This window comes from Deefgea chitinilytica (assembly GCF_016881405.1).
GTDB classification, from domain to species: Bacteria; Pseudomonadota; Gammaproteobacteria; order Burkholderiales; family Chitinibacteraceae; genus Deefgea; species Deefgea chitinilytica.
Genome location: NZ_WOFE01000001.1, coordinates 497,977 through 516,672 on the forward strand (window position 1 = coordinate 497,977; position 18,696 = coordinate 516,672).

An 18,696-nucleotide genomic window follows, 5' to 3' on the forward strand; every position below is an offset into this window, starting at 1 on the left:
CTTGTCTTGAGTGTGGGCGATATATCAATCAGTTGGATGTGAAATAATTATTACGAAGTGTAAATTTATTTATTAATTTGTAGTAAGGAAATGATTGAGTACGTGATAACCCGTATGAGATTATCTGCTGAATGTTTGACTATGTTAGTCAGGCTTTCTATTGGATATCGGGTAATCAAAGAAAGATGAAATTAAATAAAATAGCGCTGGGCTCGCTGGCCTTGCTGATGGGGGTTGCGTCGATGACGGCGGCAGCGACGTGTGCCGATTCGTGGTCAACTGCACAGGTATATACCGCCGGGCAAACTGTGGTGCTGCAGGGCAATACATACCGTGCTAAATGGTGGACTTTGGGTGAAAACCCTCTGCTTAATTCTGCCTCAGGGCAAGTCTGGGCTTTGGTCGGTGTGTGCGCTAGCACCGCCACCGCGACCCCAAGCCCAACGCGTGCGCCACAAGTGACGCCAACTGCTACGCCAACCGTGACCGCCACGGCATCACCGAGCAATACCCCAGTGATGACGCCAACGCCTGTGCTCACGGCGACACCGATTCCTACCGTTTCCGCCACGAGTACGCCAAAGCCAACATTGACGCCAACGCCGACATCGGTACCCAGCGCTACGCCAACTGCAACACCGTCACCAAGCCCCATCGCAACCTTGCCCGTCAGTGGCTGCGCTGCCTTATGGGATGCAGCAATTGCATATGTGGGGGGCGCGAAGGTGTTGCGTCAGGGTATCGTTTATCAAGCAAAATGGTGGACGATGGGTGAAGATCCAGCGCTCAATTCCGGTGACGCCAAACCATGGCAAAAACTCGCTGAGTGCAGTAATTCAAGCCCTGTACCAACAGCAACAGTGAAACCAACGCCAACCACATCGATAGTCCCTTCTGCGACGCCTGTTATTACGCCAAGTGTTACTCCGACTGTGACAGCAACGCCGCAAGCGACGACGCCCCCTGTTGGTTTGGATCATTTGGTGATTAACGAGGTCGCAGCAGACACGATTGGACAAGGAAGTTGGTTTGAGATTTACAACCCGACTAGTCAAGCGATCACTTTGAACGACGTGAGCGTACGAATCCAGAGTAAACCACTCAATGCACTCAGTACCTATCCGCTTAGCGGCACGATTGAGGCTAAGTCTTATTTGGTGGTGGCTGCGAACACCGAAGCCGTAGCCCCGAAAAAAACCGCGCAAATACAATATATCGGTAACTATCAAGATTGGCCGATTTGGGGGGCGGATGGCTCGATTGAGTTGATTCGCAATAACCAGACGCTGGATTTCGTCAAATTTGGCAATAACAACAGCCCAACAATCAGCGCGAATGCATGGCAAGGCGGGGCCGCTGCTGCGCTAAGCGGCACGGGCAGCTACGCTTTAGTGCGTTACTACACGCAAACGAGCGATAGTCATAGTGCCGCTGATTGGCGTTTAGTGCCATTTGGCACGCCAGCGGGGCGTAATGACGTCGATATCGATGCCCGCGATGAAGATCGAGACGGGATTCCAACGAGTGCCAAAAAACCAGGCGGCACTTATGCGGGTTTGGATTTGTATGCGATGGGGGCTCGCGCAGGCCGACCGACGATTCTGGTTCACCTCGATTGGATGCAAAGCAGTAATGACGAAGGAATCAAGCCACGCAAAGAGGCCTTGCAATTAGTGCGTGCGGCGTTTAATCGCAAAGGGATTGATCTGTTGATCGACGTGGGGCAGTTATATAGCCCCGTGTTGAGCGCTGCCGACTTTAATTTGGGGAGCGCAAAAGAAGTTCCTTACGCGCGTTGTGTCAGCTTGTATAAAAATGCCGATTGCGCCAATGCGATGGATTATAAAAATGACAGCATGGACGTTCGCCGTCGTTTGGTTGCGCATTACGCCTTGATGGGCTCAACGCAAAATAGCAATGGCTATGGCGGCTCGTCTGGATTGGGCGAGATCAATGGGAATGATTTTATTGTCACGCTGGGTTTGTGGGGGCTCAATAGCAGCAGTGCGAATGCGCTGTATACATTGATCAATTATCAAGCTGGCACGATTATGCATGAGCTTGGGCACAATCTGGGTTTGCTTCACGGCGGCAATGACGATAAAAATAACAAGCCCAACTACTTGAGCGTGATGAATTACGACTATCAACTCAATGGCGTACCGAGCGACCCGACCGACATCAATGAGCGAATTTATTACCGCCAAAACAGTATGGGCCGCGCCACCCCGGGTCGAGCCGCAAATACCTATGGCGTGTGCGATTTACTCGATGGTCCGTGCAGTAATCGATTTGTGATTGATTATTCAGACGGTAAGAGTATTGCTTTGAACGAATGGAGTTTGGACGAAGCCAAAATGATAGGCCGTGGCGTGAAAGCTGGCGCGTATGCCGATTGGAATTACAATGGGCAGTTAGAAGCTAGTGTGTCGCGCGATGTGAATGATGACGGTGTTAGCGATACGGCATTGAGTGATTATGACGATTGGACTCATATCCAATTGGCGTTTAACGTAAGTATTTACTCAGTGTTTAGAAGCAGTAGCGAAACAGAACTCAATTCACGACAAAATATCCGCTTGCTAGAAACCGAAAGCCAAGTCTCAGTTGAAACACCGCCAGCATTTCTAAGTAAGAAGTAATACCAAACCCCGAGGGAACTCGGGGTTTGTTTTTATATAAACATTAGTTGTAGATACTGATTCATATTCTTACGATATGTAATTGGAAAATCAGTTGATTTAGTTGTCGTGCTGCGGTGAGGCCACCCGTGGTGAGCTGGTTTTTGCTTTCATCTGCGCTGCTGGTTGCTACCGCGCCTTTCAGATCGATATTGCCTTTGACAGTGATGTTGAATCCGCCGTCGCCAGCATTTAGTCCGCTTTGCTCGTTCACGGCGGCGTAATCGGCGTGCATTTTGTCGCGGCCAGCATTCAAGCTGCCGCTGACTTTACCCGCCCCGACTGAAATACTGCCGCCGATGGATTTTTGTTGGCTGTCGTATTTGCTGGTGTCTTGCAGGCTTTCAATACTCAGATTGTCATCAACGTTGGAACGATTTGCAGGACAGTGCCTTATTACACGTATTGCAGAGTATATAAATGAAGATCAATTGCATTAAATGGATGTAGCCTTATACCAACAATCACCATCAAATAAGCAAACCCATTTAACTGAAGAATGGCGCAATCGTAGTGTGGCTTAGCTGAAGGCGTAACCCGCAGTACACAGGTTTAATATTCAGTGACAGGAAAAATAAGCTGGTTTAGTGTTGAAGCGCCAGTCAGCGTAGGTTCACAAGCGAACTACGCCCTATAAAACACGGCCTACTTGGCTTGGCTGGGCTTGGACAGCTTAGAGTTGATTCACCAAAAACAACCACAAAGCGTTTAGCGACCACATAGTCTTGCCAACCAACTTTTCTTTGTTTCAGGCTCTATTCGAGCACGGTGAGTGCTTGGCTCATCTGGTCGCAATAAATCACCTGGGTAATGCTCATGTCCAAGACATAAGCTGTCATTGATCCCAAAAACTTTAGCCACTACCGCCGCTTCAATACACCAACGCCCAAAATAAAGCCCCCCCTCAAATGGCGCAAAATCAGGATTGCCATATTCATACCAATAAGGCTGTTGTTTTCCATGCCGATTCAGCTCTGAATACCAATGATCAACAAAATCATAGAGTAGGCCTGCCTGCTGTTCTTGGGGCGCTTTGATCGCAGCAAGTAAACGTGGATAAGGCCGATCCTGGCACAATTTCATGCCTATTTTTCGTTCAGGTGAGCGTGTGGCAATAACGCGATCCAATAATACATCTTCACCTTCACCTTCACCACCAACCAAACGCAACAAACGTTGCCATTGCTCATCGGGGATTTCCAGTAGCAATGCTAGGCCAATCAACCAGAAACAAAAAATATAATGATTAAGATCATTCAGATTAAAAGTCCAATCACGACATTTTGTAATGTTTTCTTTGGCAAATAATTCATCGGTTAATTTATTCGACAACTCCCATGCGTCAAGCAAACCCTTAAAACTTAAATTCAATTCAATAATATTGTCGCCACGGGAATATTGACGCAATATGAGCTTCAGATGCTGCACAGCCAGATCAAATGAATATTGCGGATCATATAAAGGATTAACTGAAGGTTTGCCCAATAGTTCAAATTTCTCTTGAATAACCTCTTGAGTAAATTTAACCCATTTATCCCAATAAGCCTGTGTACCAAGTGGTGAACGAATCATAATTGTGTCCCAAACGTATTTTTACCGGGTAAAATAATTTTTGAAGTATCAATCAGCTTAACTTTACCGTTGGCATCAAGCACTTTAACTTGCACATTTCCATCAGGCAATGTTCGTAACACGGTAAGTTGGGCTAAGCCGTAGGCTGGCGCTAAGCCTGCGCAGTCCAGCGTTGACCGCGATTTATTTGCATCAAAATTAAGGTTTGCTAGGTATATCAATCAGGATATTGATTGATGGTGCTTTTGGCAATATACCCGTAATAATTCTGGGCATGTTTAGATTATGCTTTGATGCTGTGCCACACTCGTCGGGCTGGAGCCTAAAAATCCCGTCTAAGCGCACCGAACGAAGGAGTGAGACAAACAGCCTTATCGTTTGGCTCACGACTGACCGAGGCGACGCCAAAGCTTAGTGGTTTACCGCTTAGCGACGCGGGGTGCAGGGCTCACAGTGGAGCTGGGCGCGCTCGGGTCGCCTTTCTTGCTTACTTCTCGCAGCGAAAAGAGAAGTAAGTCCCCGTCGCGGATTGCGACTGTAAAACCCCAAATTTGAACATTGTCATAATTTTACTGAATAATGTTAGTCGTCTCACCACCCGCGGTGATCGACAACATATCAATACAATGCCGCGGAGAATCTGCCTTGTGCAAATCTCGGGGTGATGCAGGTTGAGCTCAATAGCGCAGGCTTGGCTAGTGGTTACATTCATCGACCGCTGGATTGCGCTGTGATGGGGGGGTGTGAGCAGCTGTCCGTTTGCGCTAGCTTAGACAAAAATTTGCCGCTGTCGGTTTTGATTGGCTTGTGGTGGCTCATGGCTGATGTTGTAGTCGGTGAGCGTGCCAAGCCAAGCCAGTTCGGCGACTACCCGTGAAAAATCTGCCGCCAGTGGTGCGCTTACGGTCATACGCTGACCACTAATCGGGTGAGGAAAAGTCATCTTGAGGCAGGCAAGCAGTAGGCGATTGACGCCAAAAGCTTGCGCAAAGGCGCGGTTGTGGTTGCCCTTGCCGTAGGTCGAGTCGCCAATGATCGGGTGGCTGATGTGTTTGAGGTGGCGGCGTATCTGATGGCGGCGGCCAGTAATCGGGTTGAGTTCGACGAGGGCGTAGCGGCTGCTGGGGTATTTGTCGACCGTCCATGGTAATTCAATCGTTGCAAGGCGGCGAAATTCGGTTTGGCTTGCTTGTGCGCCTTTGGGGACTTCGTCGCCAAACAGTTCGGCATCGTCTTTTCTAAGTTCTAAAGGATGGTCAATAGAACCCGTTTCGCTAGGCCAGCCGCGGACAATTGCGAGGTATTGTTTGTGAATTTCGCGGGCCGTAAATTGCATTGAGAGCGTGCGCGCTACGTTGGGGTTGAGGCCAAAGAGTAAAACGCCGGAGGTTGCTTTATCTAAGCGGTGCGCTGGATAAACATGCTGGCCAATTTGATCGCGTAATAATTGCACGGCAAAGCGCGTTTCATAGGCGTCTAAGCTGGTACGGTGGACGAGCAGGTCGCTCGGTTTATGAATAGCAATTAGGTGTTCGTCTTGAAATAAAATGGGTAGCATGTTGGGCGGTAGTTTGAATTATGCCAATGAATTAAATTTCTGATTGAGTAAGAGTTGTGCTATCGTTACTTGCTAGGTTCGGCGATTGAGGAATGCGGAATGACGTCAGTAAAAAGTTTACCTGTTTATTCGTGCGGGCATGAGCATTTACGCGATGCTTATGATCGCGCAGACGATCATTCGCAAACCTTGAGCTGGGCCGCAACGAGTTTGCCTTGCTCTGAGTGCTGTCGGGCTAGCTTAAAAAATCTGGATTTAAGTCCACAAGTGTACGTTAATTTGCAGCAATTATCGCCGGGTATGGCAGCATTTGTGATTGAAGTGAGTGAGGTGGTGCAGCCCTTGGATGGTGTGCTTCATCTTACTGGATATTCTCACCGTGCAGCGTCCAAAGATGAGTTGCATCCCGGCGGCGATGCGTTTGATGTGCCTGGCGCGGTGTGGCGTAAAGAATATTGGTTCGCTAATGAGACCGAGCCGATGCATGTAGTGGCGTTGCTGCGCCACTTAAAGCAGGAAATGCGCTGGTTGGAGACTTATTTACCTGACGGTGAGCTGGCGGTGCATTTTGCTGATTTTGTTCCGCCTAAATAAAGCTTAGTTGAATAAACAAAAAACCGAGTCGATGACTCGGTTTTTTGTTTTAAGGGTTTACTGTTCAAATAGTGCCTGCCAAGTGTGTTTGACCGATTCTAAATCGGTTTGAATGGCCTCGATCTGGCTGATATCGAGTTGGGCGCCATTAAGTCGATGTGTATGTTGCAGACGCCTGAGTGCGCGATAGGCCAGCCTAGCGTGTTGAGCTGCTTCGGGGCTGATAAGTGCGTGTTTTGCTGCCGTATCAAGTAGAGCGATATTGCCCAAATTGGCGGTTAAGTCTGGATATTGAGCGGAATACGCCAAGATTAAAAATTGCATAATAAATTCAATATCAACAATTCCACCGCGCAGATGTTTCACATCGCTTGGAAGGGCAGGATGTGTTTCGAGCATCTTGTCGCGCATGAGCCGAACTTCGGCGCGCAGAGCAGGAATGTCACGTTCAAGGCAGAGAATGGTGTTGCGAATTGCCGTGAATTTTTGACCAATTTGCACGTCTCCAGTGCAATACCTAGCTCGGGTAAGTGCTTGATGCTCCCATACCCACGCAGCTGTACGCTGATACTGTTCAAATGCTTCGATGCTGGAGACTAACAGCCCTGAAGTGCCATTCGGGCGCAGGCGTAGATCGATGTCGTACAGTTGCCCAGCGGAGGTCATGCTGGTGAGCCAGTTGACGACGCGTTTGGCAAAGCGCGCGTAAATATCGCCCGCATTGGGATGATCGTCCTCATACAAGAACACCAAATCCAAATCAGAGGCGTAGCCCAGCTCTTTGCCGCCCAATTTGCCGTAGCCAATAATCGCAAATTTGGGCTGCTCAATATGCTTATTCGGTAAGTCGCGCCAAACTTCTTCGACGGCGACCGATAAAATCAAATCGGCTAAGTCTGATAAGTGATCCGATAGCGTTTCTAATGGCAGCAAATCAGCGATGTCTTGTGACACGAGGCGGAAAATTTGTGTGTGTTGGAAGTGACGCAAGCAATCCATGCGTGCCTCGGTGTCGTCATTTAGCGCTTGAATGTCGCTGCGCAGTTGTGCGCCTAGTTTGATCCAATCGGGGCTTTGATGCAGTAGACGAAAATCGAGTAACTCGTCCAATAAAATCGGGTGGCGCGTCAGGTATTCCGACACCCAAGGGCTAGCGCTGTATAGACTGGCGAGGCGTTTGAGTGCTTGTGGGTGCTCGGCAAGCAGTGCGAGGTAGGATTCGCGACGGCCAATCGCTTCCAGTAAATTGAGCAGCCGTGTGAGCGTTAGGTCGGGATTGTTAAACTCGGCAGAAATCGTCACTAAAGACGGCAAAATGGCATCGAGGCGTTGGCGGCAGCGATCTGGCATTTGTTTGTATTTGCTACCGTCGTGTAATGCGTTGAGGCGGCGTTGAATGTCGTTTGGATTTTCAAAACCCAGCTGGCTCAGATGGCTCGCATCTTCGTCCAGATAGTGATCTATGTGCGTTTCAGTGACGCCGCCATTGAGTGCAGTTTGCTCGGGGAGTGCAAAAATTTGATCAAATTGGATAGTGACAAAATTGCGGTATTCGTCGAGCTTAGCCCTAAAGCTTGCCCAATCCGCAAAGCCCATGCTGCTGGCCAATCGAATTTGGTCGTCAGAATTGGTCGGCAGCATTTGGGTTTGTGCGTCGTCCAAATACATAATCCGATGTTCGATATTGCGTAAAAACACATAGGCTTCTTGCAATTGCTTGACGACATCGCTCGGTAGTGTGCCTTGTTGCACCAGTTCGTTCAAAATGACCTGGGTGGGGCGCTGTTGCAGCACCTTATTACGGCCGCCGCGAATAAGCTGAAACACTTGGCCGATAAATTCGATTTCACGAATGCCACCAGGGCCGAGTTTTACATTGTCAAAACGATCTTTGCGAGCGACTTCGCGGCGAATCTGGCTATGCAATTCGCGCATTGAGTGATAGGCACCGTAATCGAGGTATTTTCGATAAATAAATGGCGTTACTAAATCCATCAAGCCTTTTTCGTCACCACTCAGCGCACGGCCTTTAATCCACGCATAGCGCTCCCATTCCCGACCTTGGGTGAGTAGATAATTTTCCAGCGCGGCAAAGCTGGTGACTAAGGGCCCTGAGTCGCCAAAAGGTCGCAGGCGCATATCGACGCGGAATACAAACCCATCTGCAGTGGTATCGCCGATCACTCGGATCAGCTTTTTGCCAATTTGCGTGAAGTATTCATGGTTGCTAATCGATTTGATGCCGTTGGTGTTACCGTCTTCTGGATAGACAAAGATTAAATCAATGTCAGACGACACATTCAGCTCGCGGCCGCCGAGTTTGCCCATACCAACGACGATGAGTTCTTGGCGCTGACCACTTTCCTCACCAATCGGTTCGCCAATTCGTTCATTGGGCTGGCTCAGAAATTGCAGTGCGGTGCTGATGGCTATTTCTGCCAGATCGCTGGTCGTGCTGACGGCTTCGTTTAAATCGGAAAGTTGATTGATTTCTCGTGTAATCAAGCGTGCCATCACCGCTTGGCGCAGACTACGCAGCGCGCTGCTGAGCGATTCTTCGTCGTGAATATGGGCGGCGGTTAATTGCGCTTGCATTTGTTCACGAGTGAAAACCTGTGTGGCTTCTTGCTCGGTGCGGGTCGCGAGCTGTGGGTGGCGTAAAAAGAGATTTTTCAAATAGCGGCTGTGATGTATTGCGGCATTAACTTGGCGTAATTCGCTGAGATCAGTCATCTTTTATGCTCTTGGCGTGAGTGTCGATTTAATGAGGTCGGTGTAGTGATCGATTGGCGGTGCTATGAGTGACATATTCTTGACCAAATAGCTATTTTAGGCGGATTTGGCGCGTGGAAACAGGTTAAAATAACAGACTTTCTGTGATGTTGTTGATTAAACATCAACAGTCTCTTGCTTTTATGGGGCGTGTATCCCCATGTCAATTTTGGACGTTTTGAGTGCGCCGTATCCATTTTGCGTTGTTTCATTTTCCGGTATGGCTATTTCGTTGGACGAAACGAATTGCTATTGCATTGGTTTTGCTTTTTGCAGTGCTGGCCGGTGCTTGGCAATTTTGGTTTATTCCTCGATTAAATGATTATCGACCGTTACTGATCGAGCAATTAGCGCAAGCAACAGGTGCAAAAGTATCGATTGGCCAAATTAGTGGCGGCTGGCAGTGGCTACGTCCGCAAATTGAGTTCTCTGAGTTTGCTATGGGGACGGATTTAACATCCCCCGCTTTGTTGTTCCAGAAATTAGACGCTACTTTGTCGATCTGGACTTTGTTTAGTGGCGCGCTGCATTTTGATCAAATTCATTTGCAATCCCCCGAGCTTGAGGTCGCTCGTGCGGCCGACGGCGTGTGGAAAATCGGCGGAGTTGCATTATCCAAGCAAGATAGCGGCGATCATCGGCTGCTGGATTGGTTTCTTTCGCAAGGGGAACTACGCATCGCGGATGGCAAGTTACGGTTTCGTGATGCCTTAGCGCAATTTCCTTCGCTGGAGGTGACTGAGTTTGATTTCGTGACCGATCAATTTTTTGCAACACATCGTTTTGAGTTGGCTTTTTCGCCACCGAAGTCGCTTGGTCCTCGCATCAAATTGCAAGGTCGTTTTCAGGGGCGCGATGTCGCTGAATTATTGCAAGGTTCGGGTTGGTTAAAGGCGCAAGTACCGCAGACCAATTTGGCGAAGTTGATGCCTTGGCTTGGGCAATGGTGGCCAGAGTATGCATTTTTGCAAGGCTGGGGTCGTGTGGATTTACGGCTTGAGTTTGCCAAAAGTCGTTTGCAATCTTTGGAAGCAGACGTTGGCATTAAAGATTGGATGATAAAGTCGATTAATCCATCCGTGATGTATAGCCTTCCAGTCTTTGATGGCTCTTTGTTTTGGACGGATACTCCCAAGGGTAAGGCGTTAAAGTTAGAGGGGCGTCGGATTGTTTCGAGTAGCGGTGCGCTCTGTGAATCCTGTAGTTTGAATTGGACGCAGACGGCGAGTGGCTCTGCGCTGTCTTTACGTCAATGGCAGTTGTCGGGCATGAATGTTTATCTGCCACTGTTAAAGGAAGTAGGGAATGCAATCGGTGCGCGAATTGCGCAAGGCTCGTATTCGGGTCTGGTGAAAAAGGCTGCCTTGAGTTGGCAGAGCACGTTGTCGCAGCCCAAAGCATTGCAAACGGAGTTTACGCTAGAAAATTTTAAACTGATTCACTCTGATTTAAGCGTTGGTCCGCTCAATGTGTCGGCGCAAATACAAGAGCGAGGTGGTCGCCTTGATTTGGATGGGCAAAGCGTTTTATTCAATTTTCCTGCGCAATTTGTCGATCCTGTTATTTTTGCTGAAGCGCATACCCGACTAGAGTGGCAAAAACAAGCCAAAGATTGGCAGTTTGATGTGGTCGACCTGTCGCTGATGAATCCTGCTTTGCAGCTGAAAGTCAAAGCCAATTATTCAGGCCCTGTTTCTGGTTTGGGTAAAGTGAAATTGTCGGGCGATATTGGGCATTTATCGGCGAATCAGGTTTATCGCTATTTGCCGCGCATATTGGGTGATGATGTATTGCTGTGGTTGCAGCAAGCTTTGCTGGCTGGGCGCGCCAGTGATGGCAAAATTGTTTGGCAGGGCGAGGTGGCTGGTTTTCCTTATAGCAAGGGCTCAAAAGATGAGTCGCGGGGCCGGTTTGCCATTGATGCCAAGGCGCATGATGTGACGCTCAATTATGTCGCCGGTTGGCCGCAAATTGAAGAGATTGACGGTCGACTCGCCTTTGAAGGGCTGGCAATGAATATTGACGCGACAACAGGGCTGATTTCAAACACCCAGTTGAGCGAAGTATCAGTGCAAATTCCAAACTTAGAAACCGATCAGCATGTGTTAGTTAAAGGCAAGGCGAGTGGTAAAACCAGCGATTTTTTGCAATTTGTTGCCAATAGTCCCGTGAAAGACAGTACCAATGGTTTTTTGGATAACTTGCTTGCGCAAGGTGCCGGAACCTTGGGTTTAACGCTGGACTTACCAATTAATGATATTGACCGCACTAAAGTCGCTGGTCATTACCAATTTAAACATAATCAATTGAATTTTGGCGGCGCAATTCCGTTACTGAATGCTGCGAATGGGCGCGTCGAGTTTACTGAAAACACGCTCAAAGTGCCCAATGCCGAAGCCAAAGCTATGGGTGGTAGTGTGAAATTGGTCGGGGTGAATGAGCCCAGTGGCGCACTGGCTTTATCTATCAACGGCGATGCGGCGATGAGTGAGATTGCTAGCGAATATTTGCCGGCGTTGCAAAAACGAATTTCGGGGCAAACCAAATACCGTGCACAACTGAAGATTGAACCGAAGCAATTTGATTTAACGCTCAATACCGATTTGCAAGGCGCACAATTGGTGTTCCCTGAGCCATTGGGTAAAGCCGCAGACGTGTCGCGCGCTTTGCAGGTGAAAGCCGGCGGTAACGCCCAGCAAACGCATTTGACGTTTAGTGTGGGAGAGTTGCTCAATGGTCGTTTGCAAAGCAATCGTGCAGGCGCTGAAACTGTGCAGCAAGTGGGCATTCATTTAGGGCGCGATCTGCCTTCGTTGCCCAGCCAAGGTATTTTATTAACAGGGCATTGGCCTAGTGTGAATGTGGATGATTGGCTCAAATTAAGTGATGAGGTGTCGGATCAAGGTCAGTCACCGTTGCCATTGATTCAAGTGAAAAAGTTAAGTTTTGCGCAAGTTGCCGCGTGGGGGCGGCTACTGAATGGTGTGAGTCTGAACGCGAAATTAGATCGGACTTCGTGGCTATTTGATCTGGATGGTAAAGAGTTGCAAGGGCAGTTCAATTGGAGTCCAAACCAGCGTCAAGTGACGGCAAAATTAGAAAAATTATGGCTCCCTTTGGCTTTAAGCGATACTGTTCAGAGCCAGTTTCATCCTGTGGCGGAGCAGAAAAATGCATTTGATACGCCTAGCGCGTGGCCAGCGGTGAATTTATCGATCAATGATTTGCGATACAAAAAACTGGAGCTAGGGCAGCTCAATGCGATTGCTGTGCCACAACCTCAGGCCGTGGCGATTGAGCAATTGCAGCTTAAAAATAGCGATGGGGTGTTTGAGCTGGCAGGGGCGTGGACACAGCGGGATGGCAAGAATAAGACAGCAGGCAAGGTTGAGCTCACTTCGCCGAGCGTAGGGCGTTTATTGGCGCGGTTTGGTTACCCCGAGGCGATGAAGCTCGCTCCGCTACATTTTTCGGGCGATGCCAATTGGCAGGGGGTGCCGTGGGCACCTCAGCTCGATTCATTGCAAGGCCAGTTTAAAATTGATGTGGGCGCTGGGCGCTTTGTGCAAGTTGATCCCGGTGTTGGGCGTTTTCTGACCGTGCTTAATCTGCAAGCGATTCCGCGTCGGCTTAAGTTGGATTTTGATGATGTGATTTCACAGGGTTTTGCTTTTGATCGGATTACTGGCGACGCACAGATGGAATTTGGCGTAGCTAAAACGAAAAATCTATTGATCGATGCGCCGTCCGCAAAAGTGCGTTTTCAGGGGGATGCTAATTTTGTCGCGGGGACGCAAAATATTGTGGTCAAAATTATTCCATCGGTGGCCGATACCGTGGCATTGGGGGTGGCGGTGATTAATCCGGTGGCTGGTTTGGCGACGTATGCGGCGCAAAAAATACTGGATCAAGATCCCATTGGTCAGCTAGTTTCATTTGAGTATTTAATCGATGGAACGATGCGAGATCCGCAAGTAAAGAAATTAAATTAAGACGTATCTAGCTATAATCTTTATTTAGCATGAACTATAGCTAGATACCCTAGAGAGATTGCAATGAAATCGATAATTGTCGCCGCCCTACAAATGATTTCAACGCCAGTCGTCGAGCAAAACTTGGCGACGGCGCGGCGCTTGATTGCGCAAGCTGCAGCCGAAGGGGCGCAGTTGCTCGTGTTGCCCGAATATTTCGCCATCATGGGACAGCGCGATACCGATAAATTGGCGTTGCAAGAGGAATTCGGTACGGGACCTTTGCAAGATTTCTTGGCGCAGGCCGCGCGTGAATTTGGCGTTTGGCTGGTGGGAGGAACGATTCCGCTGCGCTCAGCCTCGCCTGATCGAGTGATGAATTCGTGCTTGGCATTCAATCCGCACGGTGAATGCGTCGCCCGATACGACAAAATTCATTTATTTGGTTTTGATAATGGCGCTGAGCGCTTTTGCGAAAGTGACACGATTGCGCCCGGTAGCCAAGTAGTGACATTTGATACACCGTTTGGTCGAGTCGGTTTGTCAATTTGTTATGACCTGCGTTTTCCAGAGCTATTTCGCAGCGTGGGTGACGTCGATATTTGGTTATTGCCCGCTGCATTTACCGCGACTACTGGCCGTGCGCACTGGGAAGTGTTGCTGCGCGCGCGTGCTATTGAAAACCAGTGTTTTGTGATTGCCCCCAATCAAGGCGGCTTGCACCCCACGGGACGTGAAACCTATGGGCATAGCCTGATTGTCGATCCTTGGGGGCAAGTGCTAAATTGCCTGCCGGAAGGCGAGGGGCTGGTGCTGGCTGAATTGAAAGCCAGTCAACTCGAACGCGTGAGAAAAACCTTGCCGGCTTTGGCGCATCGGTTGCTGTAGAGCGCATTCCTTATGAATGTTGTCAATTTATTGCCACATCTGGATATTTAAAAATGTCAGCAACCAATTTTAAGACTGAAAATAATACTTACCGAAAATTAATCGGGAATGGTTTGATTTATCGTATTCCCAGTTTTCAGCGTGATTACAGTTGGACTGAGGAAGAGTGGGAAGATCTGTGGGTGGATATTCTCGGGACGATTTCAGAGACGGGTGAGCCTGCCCACTATATGGGCTACCTAGTTTTGCAGTCAGCAGATGAGAAAATTTTTGATGTCATTGATGGGCAACAGCGGCTAACGACCTTGTCACTGATAGTGCTTGCGGTACTTAAAAATCTGCAAAGGCTAATTGAGGAAGGCAAGAATCCGGATCAGAACCAGCAGCGGCTAGATCAAATTCGGCAAACTTATATTGGCTATCTTGACCCAGTAACGTTGTTGTCGCATACCAAATTGACTTTGAATCGCAATAACGATCATTATTTTCAAACGTATTTAGTGCCATTGGGGCATTTGCCACAGCGTGGTTTTAGGGCGTCCGAACATAGTTTGCGTAAAGCTTTTGAATGGTATGAAAAGCGCGCCCGTGATTATATGAAGAGACAAGGTGGCGATGAAGGCGTAGTTCTCGCCCGCTTGATTGAGACGATGAGTGATCGTTTATTTTTTACCGTGATTAGTGTAACTGATGAATTAAATGCTTATAAGGTATTTGAAACTTTGAATGCACGTGGGGTGCGGCTATCATCGACCGACTTGCTGAAAAATTACCTATTTTCGGTTTTGCATAAGCAAAATGAGCATGCTCATGAAATGAAAATGCTGGAGGATCGTTGGGAGTCTATGGTTTCTCGCTTGGGCTCCGAGAGTTTTCCGGATTTTTTACGCACGCATTGGATTAGTCGTAAAAGCTTTGTCCGCCAATCAGAGTTATTTAAAACTATACGAGGCAAAATAATTGATCGTGCAGCGGTATTTCAGTTGCTGCGCGAGATGGAGGAGGATATGGATGCTTATCTGGCGCTAACTAGTCCAGAGGCATCCCAGTGGCCTGCCGAGTTAAAACGCAGTGTACAGCAATTGCGTATGTTCAGCGTTCGCCAGCCGTTTGCTTTGATTTTGGCTGCGTATCGCGCTTTGAATTCAGTTGATTTTGCGAGTGTATTGCGTGGTTGTGTGGTTATTTCGTTTCGTTATAACGTGATTGGTAGCCAGCCAGCCAACGAGCAGGAGCGGGTGTATTACGCGGCCGCACAAAAAATTACAGCCGGTGAGGTGGATACGGCAGCTTCGGTTCTGGAAAGTTTACGTTCAATTTATCCGACGGATGATAGCTTTAAGTCGGCATTCGCTGAAAAGGTGATTGGCACTAATAACTCTCGCAGTAAACGGATCGTCCGCTATATCTTGTGCGAGTTGGAACAGCAATTAAGTGGTCAGGTTTATGATTTTGAGAGCGATTCATTTAATCTTGAGCACGTATTGCCGCAAAATCCAGAAAATGGATGGCGTGTTTTTTCTGACGAGGAGGTTGATGCTTTGCGTTACCGTATTGGAAATATGGCATTACTAGAAAAAGGCAGGAATAAGGATATAGCTAATTCAGCTTATACCATTAAAAAACCGGTTTTACTTGAAAGCGGATTTGCTTTAACCCAAAAGTTGGCACAAGAAAATGCCGATTGGACACCAGAACGGATTGCGAGTTGGCAAAAGACCCAGGCCAAGTTGGCAAGCGCTGTTTGGCGTATTGCTCAGTTAACGTAGATTAATCTGCGCTTTAAATTAAACCGAATTAAAAAAATGTGGACCCCAATGACCGTTTTCTCCCTCGCTGAACAGCAATTATTAACCCCATTTCAACTCGATGAGGCCGCGCTGAGTCAGGTTTTTGCTGACATCATGACGCATGAGATTGACTACGCCGATTTGTATTTCCAATACAGCCGTTCTGAAGCATGGAGTTTGGACGAAGGCATTGTAAAGTCGGGGAGCTTTAATATCGACCAAGGTGTCGGTGTGCGAGCGATTCAGGGCGAGAAAACCGCTTTTGCCTATTCGGATGACATTAGTTTGCCTGCGCTGAAACAGGCAGCACACGCAACGCGAGCGATTGGCCGGCAAGGTGGTCAGGGGTGTGCTCCGTTAATTATTAAAGAAAAAGCGCTTCAGCTATATACCCCTGTAGATCCAATCGCTAGTCTGAATGAAGCAGCGAAGGTTGCCTTGCTAGAAAAAATCGAGCAAATCGCGCGCAGCCTTGATCCGCGTGTGGTGCAAGTGATGGCGAGTCTAGCCAGTGAATACGAGGTGATCTATATCGCCCGCCACGATGGTCACCGCGCTGCTGATGTGCGTCCTTTGGTGCGCTTATCGATCAATGTGATTATCGAAGCCAATGGCAAGCGTGAACAAGGCAGCGCCGGTGGCGGTGGGCGCTTTGATTATGCCTATTTCACTGATATGGTCTTGCTCGATTATGCGAAAAAGGCCGTCGATCAAGCGGTGCTTAATTTAGACGCGCGACCAGCTCCGGCGGGCGAAATGACGGTGGTGCTGGGTAATGGCTGGCCAGGGATTTTGCTGCATGAAGCGATTGGTCACGGTTTGGAAGGCGATTTTAATCGCAAAGGCAGCTCGGCATTTGCGGGTAAAATCGGCCAACGCGTTGCCGCGAAAGGCGTGACGGTGGTCGATGACGGCACAATCAATGATAGACGTGGTTCGCTGAATATCGACGATGAAGGTAATCCTACGCAGCGCACCGTGTTGATCGAAGACGGGATTTTGCAAGGCTATTTGCAAGACAGTTTGAACGCCCGCTTGATGGGAATGCCCGTCACAGGTAATGGTCGCCGTGAGAGCTACGCACATATCACGATGCCACGGATGACCAATACCTTGATGGAAAACGGCGACAAAGACCCACAGGAAATCATTGCATCGATCAAACGTGGCTTGTACGCGGTGAATTTTGGCGGCGGGCAGGTCGATATTACCAGCGGTAAATTTGTATTTTCGGCGGCGGAAGCGTGGTGGGTGGAAGACGGTAAATTGATGTATCCGGTCAAGGGTGCAACTTTGATCGGTAACGGCCCCGATGTACTGACCAAGGTCTCGATGCTAGGTAATGATTTGGCCTTGGATCCGGGCGTTGGTACTTGCGGTAAAGATGGGCAAAGCGTGCCAGTCGGCGTGGGGCAGCCAACGATGCGGATCGATGGCGGTTTAACTGTTGGCGGCACGGGTAATTAACGATGGCTTTGTTGGTGAGATCCGTGCAGCCTGATGAATACGCTCGAGTGGCTGACGTTGTGATCAGTTCATTTGAGCATTTGGCTGTGCAATATCAAACGCCAGCAGGTGTTACCTATTTTAAGCAGTTTGCGAGCGCAGATGCGATTGCCAAGCGGGATCAATCTGATTCAATCACTTATGTTGCCCTGATTCAGAATGTGATTGTTGGTGTGTTGCAGGTTCGCGGGGCGCATGTTGAGCTATTGTATGTGCTGTCCGAGTTGCAAAGTCGCGGCGTTGGGCGTGCTTTAGTGAAGGCTGCTGATGTCGAGTGCCAATTAAAAACAGTTAATGCCAGCGTAAACAGTGTGATGGCGTATATGCGCTATGGATTTATGCCGTGTGGCGCGGATCAGATTGCCGATACTGGTGTGCGCTTTGTGCCGATGCGGCGTGGCTAAAGTGTCAGGTATAGCCCTGTATTGTCTGTTTTGGCAGGGCTTTGGATTTATACCTAGTTAGAAAATATTTAGCACTTCAGCGCACGCTTCGTTCATTTCATCGATGAGACGGGTGTATTGCGGATCATCTAATTCTGCAGGATCGAAGCTTTCTGGTAAGTCTTGTTTGTTAATCTCATCAAGTCCCCCGGCAAATAAATTGGCGACGTAAATCACGTCGCTTAATTTTCTTAATTGGGTAACGGTTGGACGAGGTAAATCATTGTCTCGTACTGCATCGATAATTTCATCAGGCAAACCCAATGTATCGAGTAGCACCGTACCGATACTGTCATGCCATTGCGCGACTAAATAATCGACTGTTTTGGGGCGCTCGAGTAGTTCTGGGTAACGTCCTGCGCGATCCAGCATAAAAAAAGCGCCCAAATCGTGGACTAGGCCTGCAAGAAAAGCCATGTCCGGATTAATGCGTGGCGCGAGTTGCTTACAAAGAACGCGTGCGATTGCGGCAGATTTTAAGCTGTGCAACCACCAGTTTTTTGATTGCGCTTCAAACGGTGCTAGTTGAGCAGACCGGCTCATTTGATCCATCGCGCAAGCCAGTGCGACCGAGCGAGCGGTTCCCATCCCCAGTCGCACGACTGCATTGCTAATGTCGACAATGTTTCGGCCTGATGGGTTGTATGTGACGGAGTTAGCCAGTTTAATAATTTTGGACGTAATCAGTGGGTCTTTTTGTACTTCGAGGGCGATTTGCTGGATGCTGGCATTGGGATTTTTCATTGCTCGGCCAATTTCGATGGCAATGTCAAAGCAAATCGGGAATACCGTATCGCCATCCAATTCTTTGGCAATGTCTTCTAGCATTGCAAAACGTTGGTCGTGCAATTCCGAACTGGTTTTATCTTCTGAGAGCATCGTGGTCATATTGAGTGATAACTTGAGCAGATAGTCGAATTA

General features: G+C 48.6%; 12 protein-coding genes. 7 read left to right on the forward strand and 5 right to left on the reverse strand.

Annotated elements, in window-relative coordinates; translation table 11 throughout:
- Nucleotides 1-185 precede the first annotated feature (185 nt).
- Nucleotides 186-2,642 (forward strand): carbohydrate-binding protein, encoded by a 2,457-nt coding sequence (locus GM173_RS02295; protein WP_203569706.1) that lies wholly within the window; start codon nt 186-188, stop codon nt 2,640-2,642.
- Between the two features lie 61 nt (nt 2,643-2,703).
- Here the strand turns inward: GM173_RS02295 and GM173_RS02300 are convergent, their stop codons facing one another.
- The 3 genes from GM173_RS02300 to GM173_RS02310 all read right to left on the reverse strand — a co-directional run bounded on the left by GM173_RS02300 (nt 2,704) and on the right by GM173_RS02310 (nt 5,811).
- Nucleotides 2,704-2,916 (reverse strand): hypothetical protein, encoded by a 213-nt coding sequence (locus tag GM173_RS02300; RefSeq protein WP_203569707.1) that lies wholly within the window; start codon nt 2,914-2,916, stop codon nt 2,704-2,706.
- Between the two features lie 473 nt (nt 2,917-3,389).
- Nucleotides 3,390-4,253: a PoNe immunity protein domain-containing protein gene (locus GM173_RS02305; RefSeq protein ID WP_203569708.1), complete on the reverse strand. Its 864-nt coding sequence runs from the start codon at nt 4,251-4,253 to the stop codon at nt 3,390-3,392.
- A gap of 769 nt (nt 4,254-5,022) precedes the next feature.
- Entirely contained in the window at nt 5,023-5,811 is a 789-nt protein-coding gene (locus tag GM173_RS02310; protein ID WP_203569709.1) for a pseudouridine synthase, read from the reverse strand.
- Nucleotides 5,812-5,910: 99 nt separating this feature from the next.
- Here GM173_RS02310 and GM173_RS02315 point away from each other — a divergent pair, with 99 nt between their 5' ends.
- Complete coding sequence (locus GM173_RS02315) at nt 5,911-6,405, forward strand: hypothetical protein (protein ID WP_203569710.1); 495 nt, start codon at nt 5,911-5,913, stop codon at nt 6,403-6,405.
- A 57-nt stretch (nt 6,406-6,462) separates the two neighbouring features.
- Here GM173_RS02315 and glnE read toward each other — a convergent pair whose 3' ends face one another.
- A complete protein-coding gene (gene glnE / locus GM173_RS02320; protein ID WP_203569711.1) occupies nt 6,463-9,138 on the reverse strand; it encodes a bifunctional [glutamate--ammonia ligase]-adenylyl-L-tyrosine phosphorylase/[glutamate--ammonia-ligase] adenylyltransferase in 2,676 nt (891 codons plus the stop codon).
- Nucleotides 9,139-9,359: 221 nt separating this feature from the next.
- Here glnE and GM173_RS02325 point away from each other — a divergent pair, with 221 nt between their 5' ends.
- The 5 genes from GM173_RS02325 (at nt 9,360) to GM173_RS02345 (ending at nt 17,736) form a co-directional block, all read left to right on the forward strand.
- Nucleotides 9,360-13,169 (forward strand): YhdP family protein, encoded by a 3,810-nt coding sequence (locus tag GM173_RS02325; RefSeq protein WP_203569712.1) that lies wholly within the window; start codon nt 9,360-9,362, stop codon nt 13,167-13,169.
- 63 nt (nt 13,170-13,232) lie between these two features.
- Nucleotides 13,233-14,036 carry a carbon-nitrogen hydrolase family protein gene (locus GM173_RS02330; protein WP_203569713.1) on the forward strand — a complete coding sequence of 268 codons (804 nt, stop codon included), beginning with the start codon at nt 13,233-13,235 and terminating at the stop codon, nt 14,034-14,036.
- A gap of 53 nt (nt 14,037-14,089) precedes the next feature.
- Nucleotides 14,090-15,805 (forward strand): DUF262 domain-containing protein, encoded by a 1,716-nt coding sequence (locus tag GM173_RS02335; protein ID WP_203569714.1) that lies wholly within the window; start codon nt 14,090-14,092, stop codon nt 15,803-15,805.
- A gap of 48 nt (nt 15,806-15,853) precedes the next feature.
- The gene (gene tldD, locus GM173_RS02340) at nt 15,854-17,293 is read left to right on the forward strand and encodes a metalloprotease TldD (protein WP_203569715.1); all 1,440 of its coding nucleotides are present in this window, start codon (nt 15,854-15,856) and stop codon (nt 17,291-17,293) included.
- A 23-nt stretch (nt 17,294-17,316) separates the two neighbouring features.
- Nucleotides 17,317-17,736, forward strand: coding sequence for a GNAT family N-acetyltransferase (locus tag GM173_RS02345; RefSeq protein WP_203569716.1), 420 nt, complete (start codon nt 17,317-17,319; stop codon nt 17,734-17,736).
- A 57-nt stretch (nt 17,737-17,793) separates the two neighbouring features.
- Here the strand turns inward: GM173_RS02345 and GM173_RS02350 are convergent, their stop codons facing one another.
- The gene (locus GM173_RS02350; protein ID WP_203569717.1) at nt 17,794-18,663 is read right to left on the reverse strand and encodes an HDOD domain-containing protein; all 870 of its coding nucleotides are present in this window, start codon (nt 18,661-18,663) and stop codon (nt 17,794-17,796) included.
- Between the last annotated feature and the right edge of the window lie 33 nt (nt 18,664-18,696).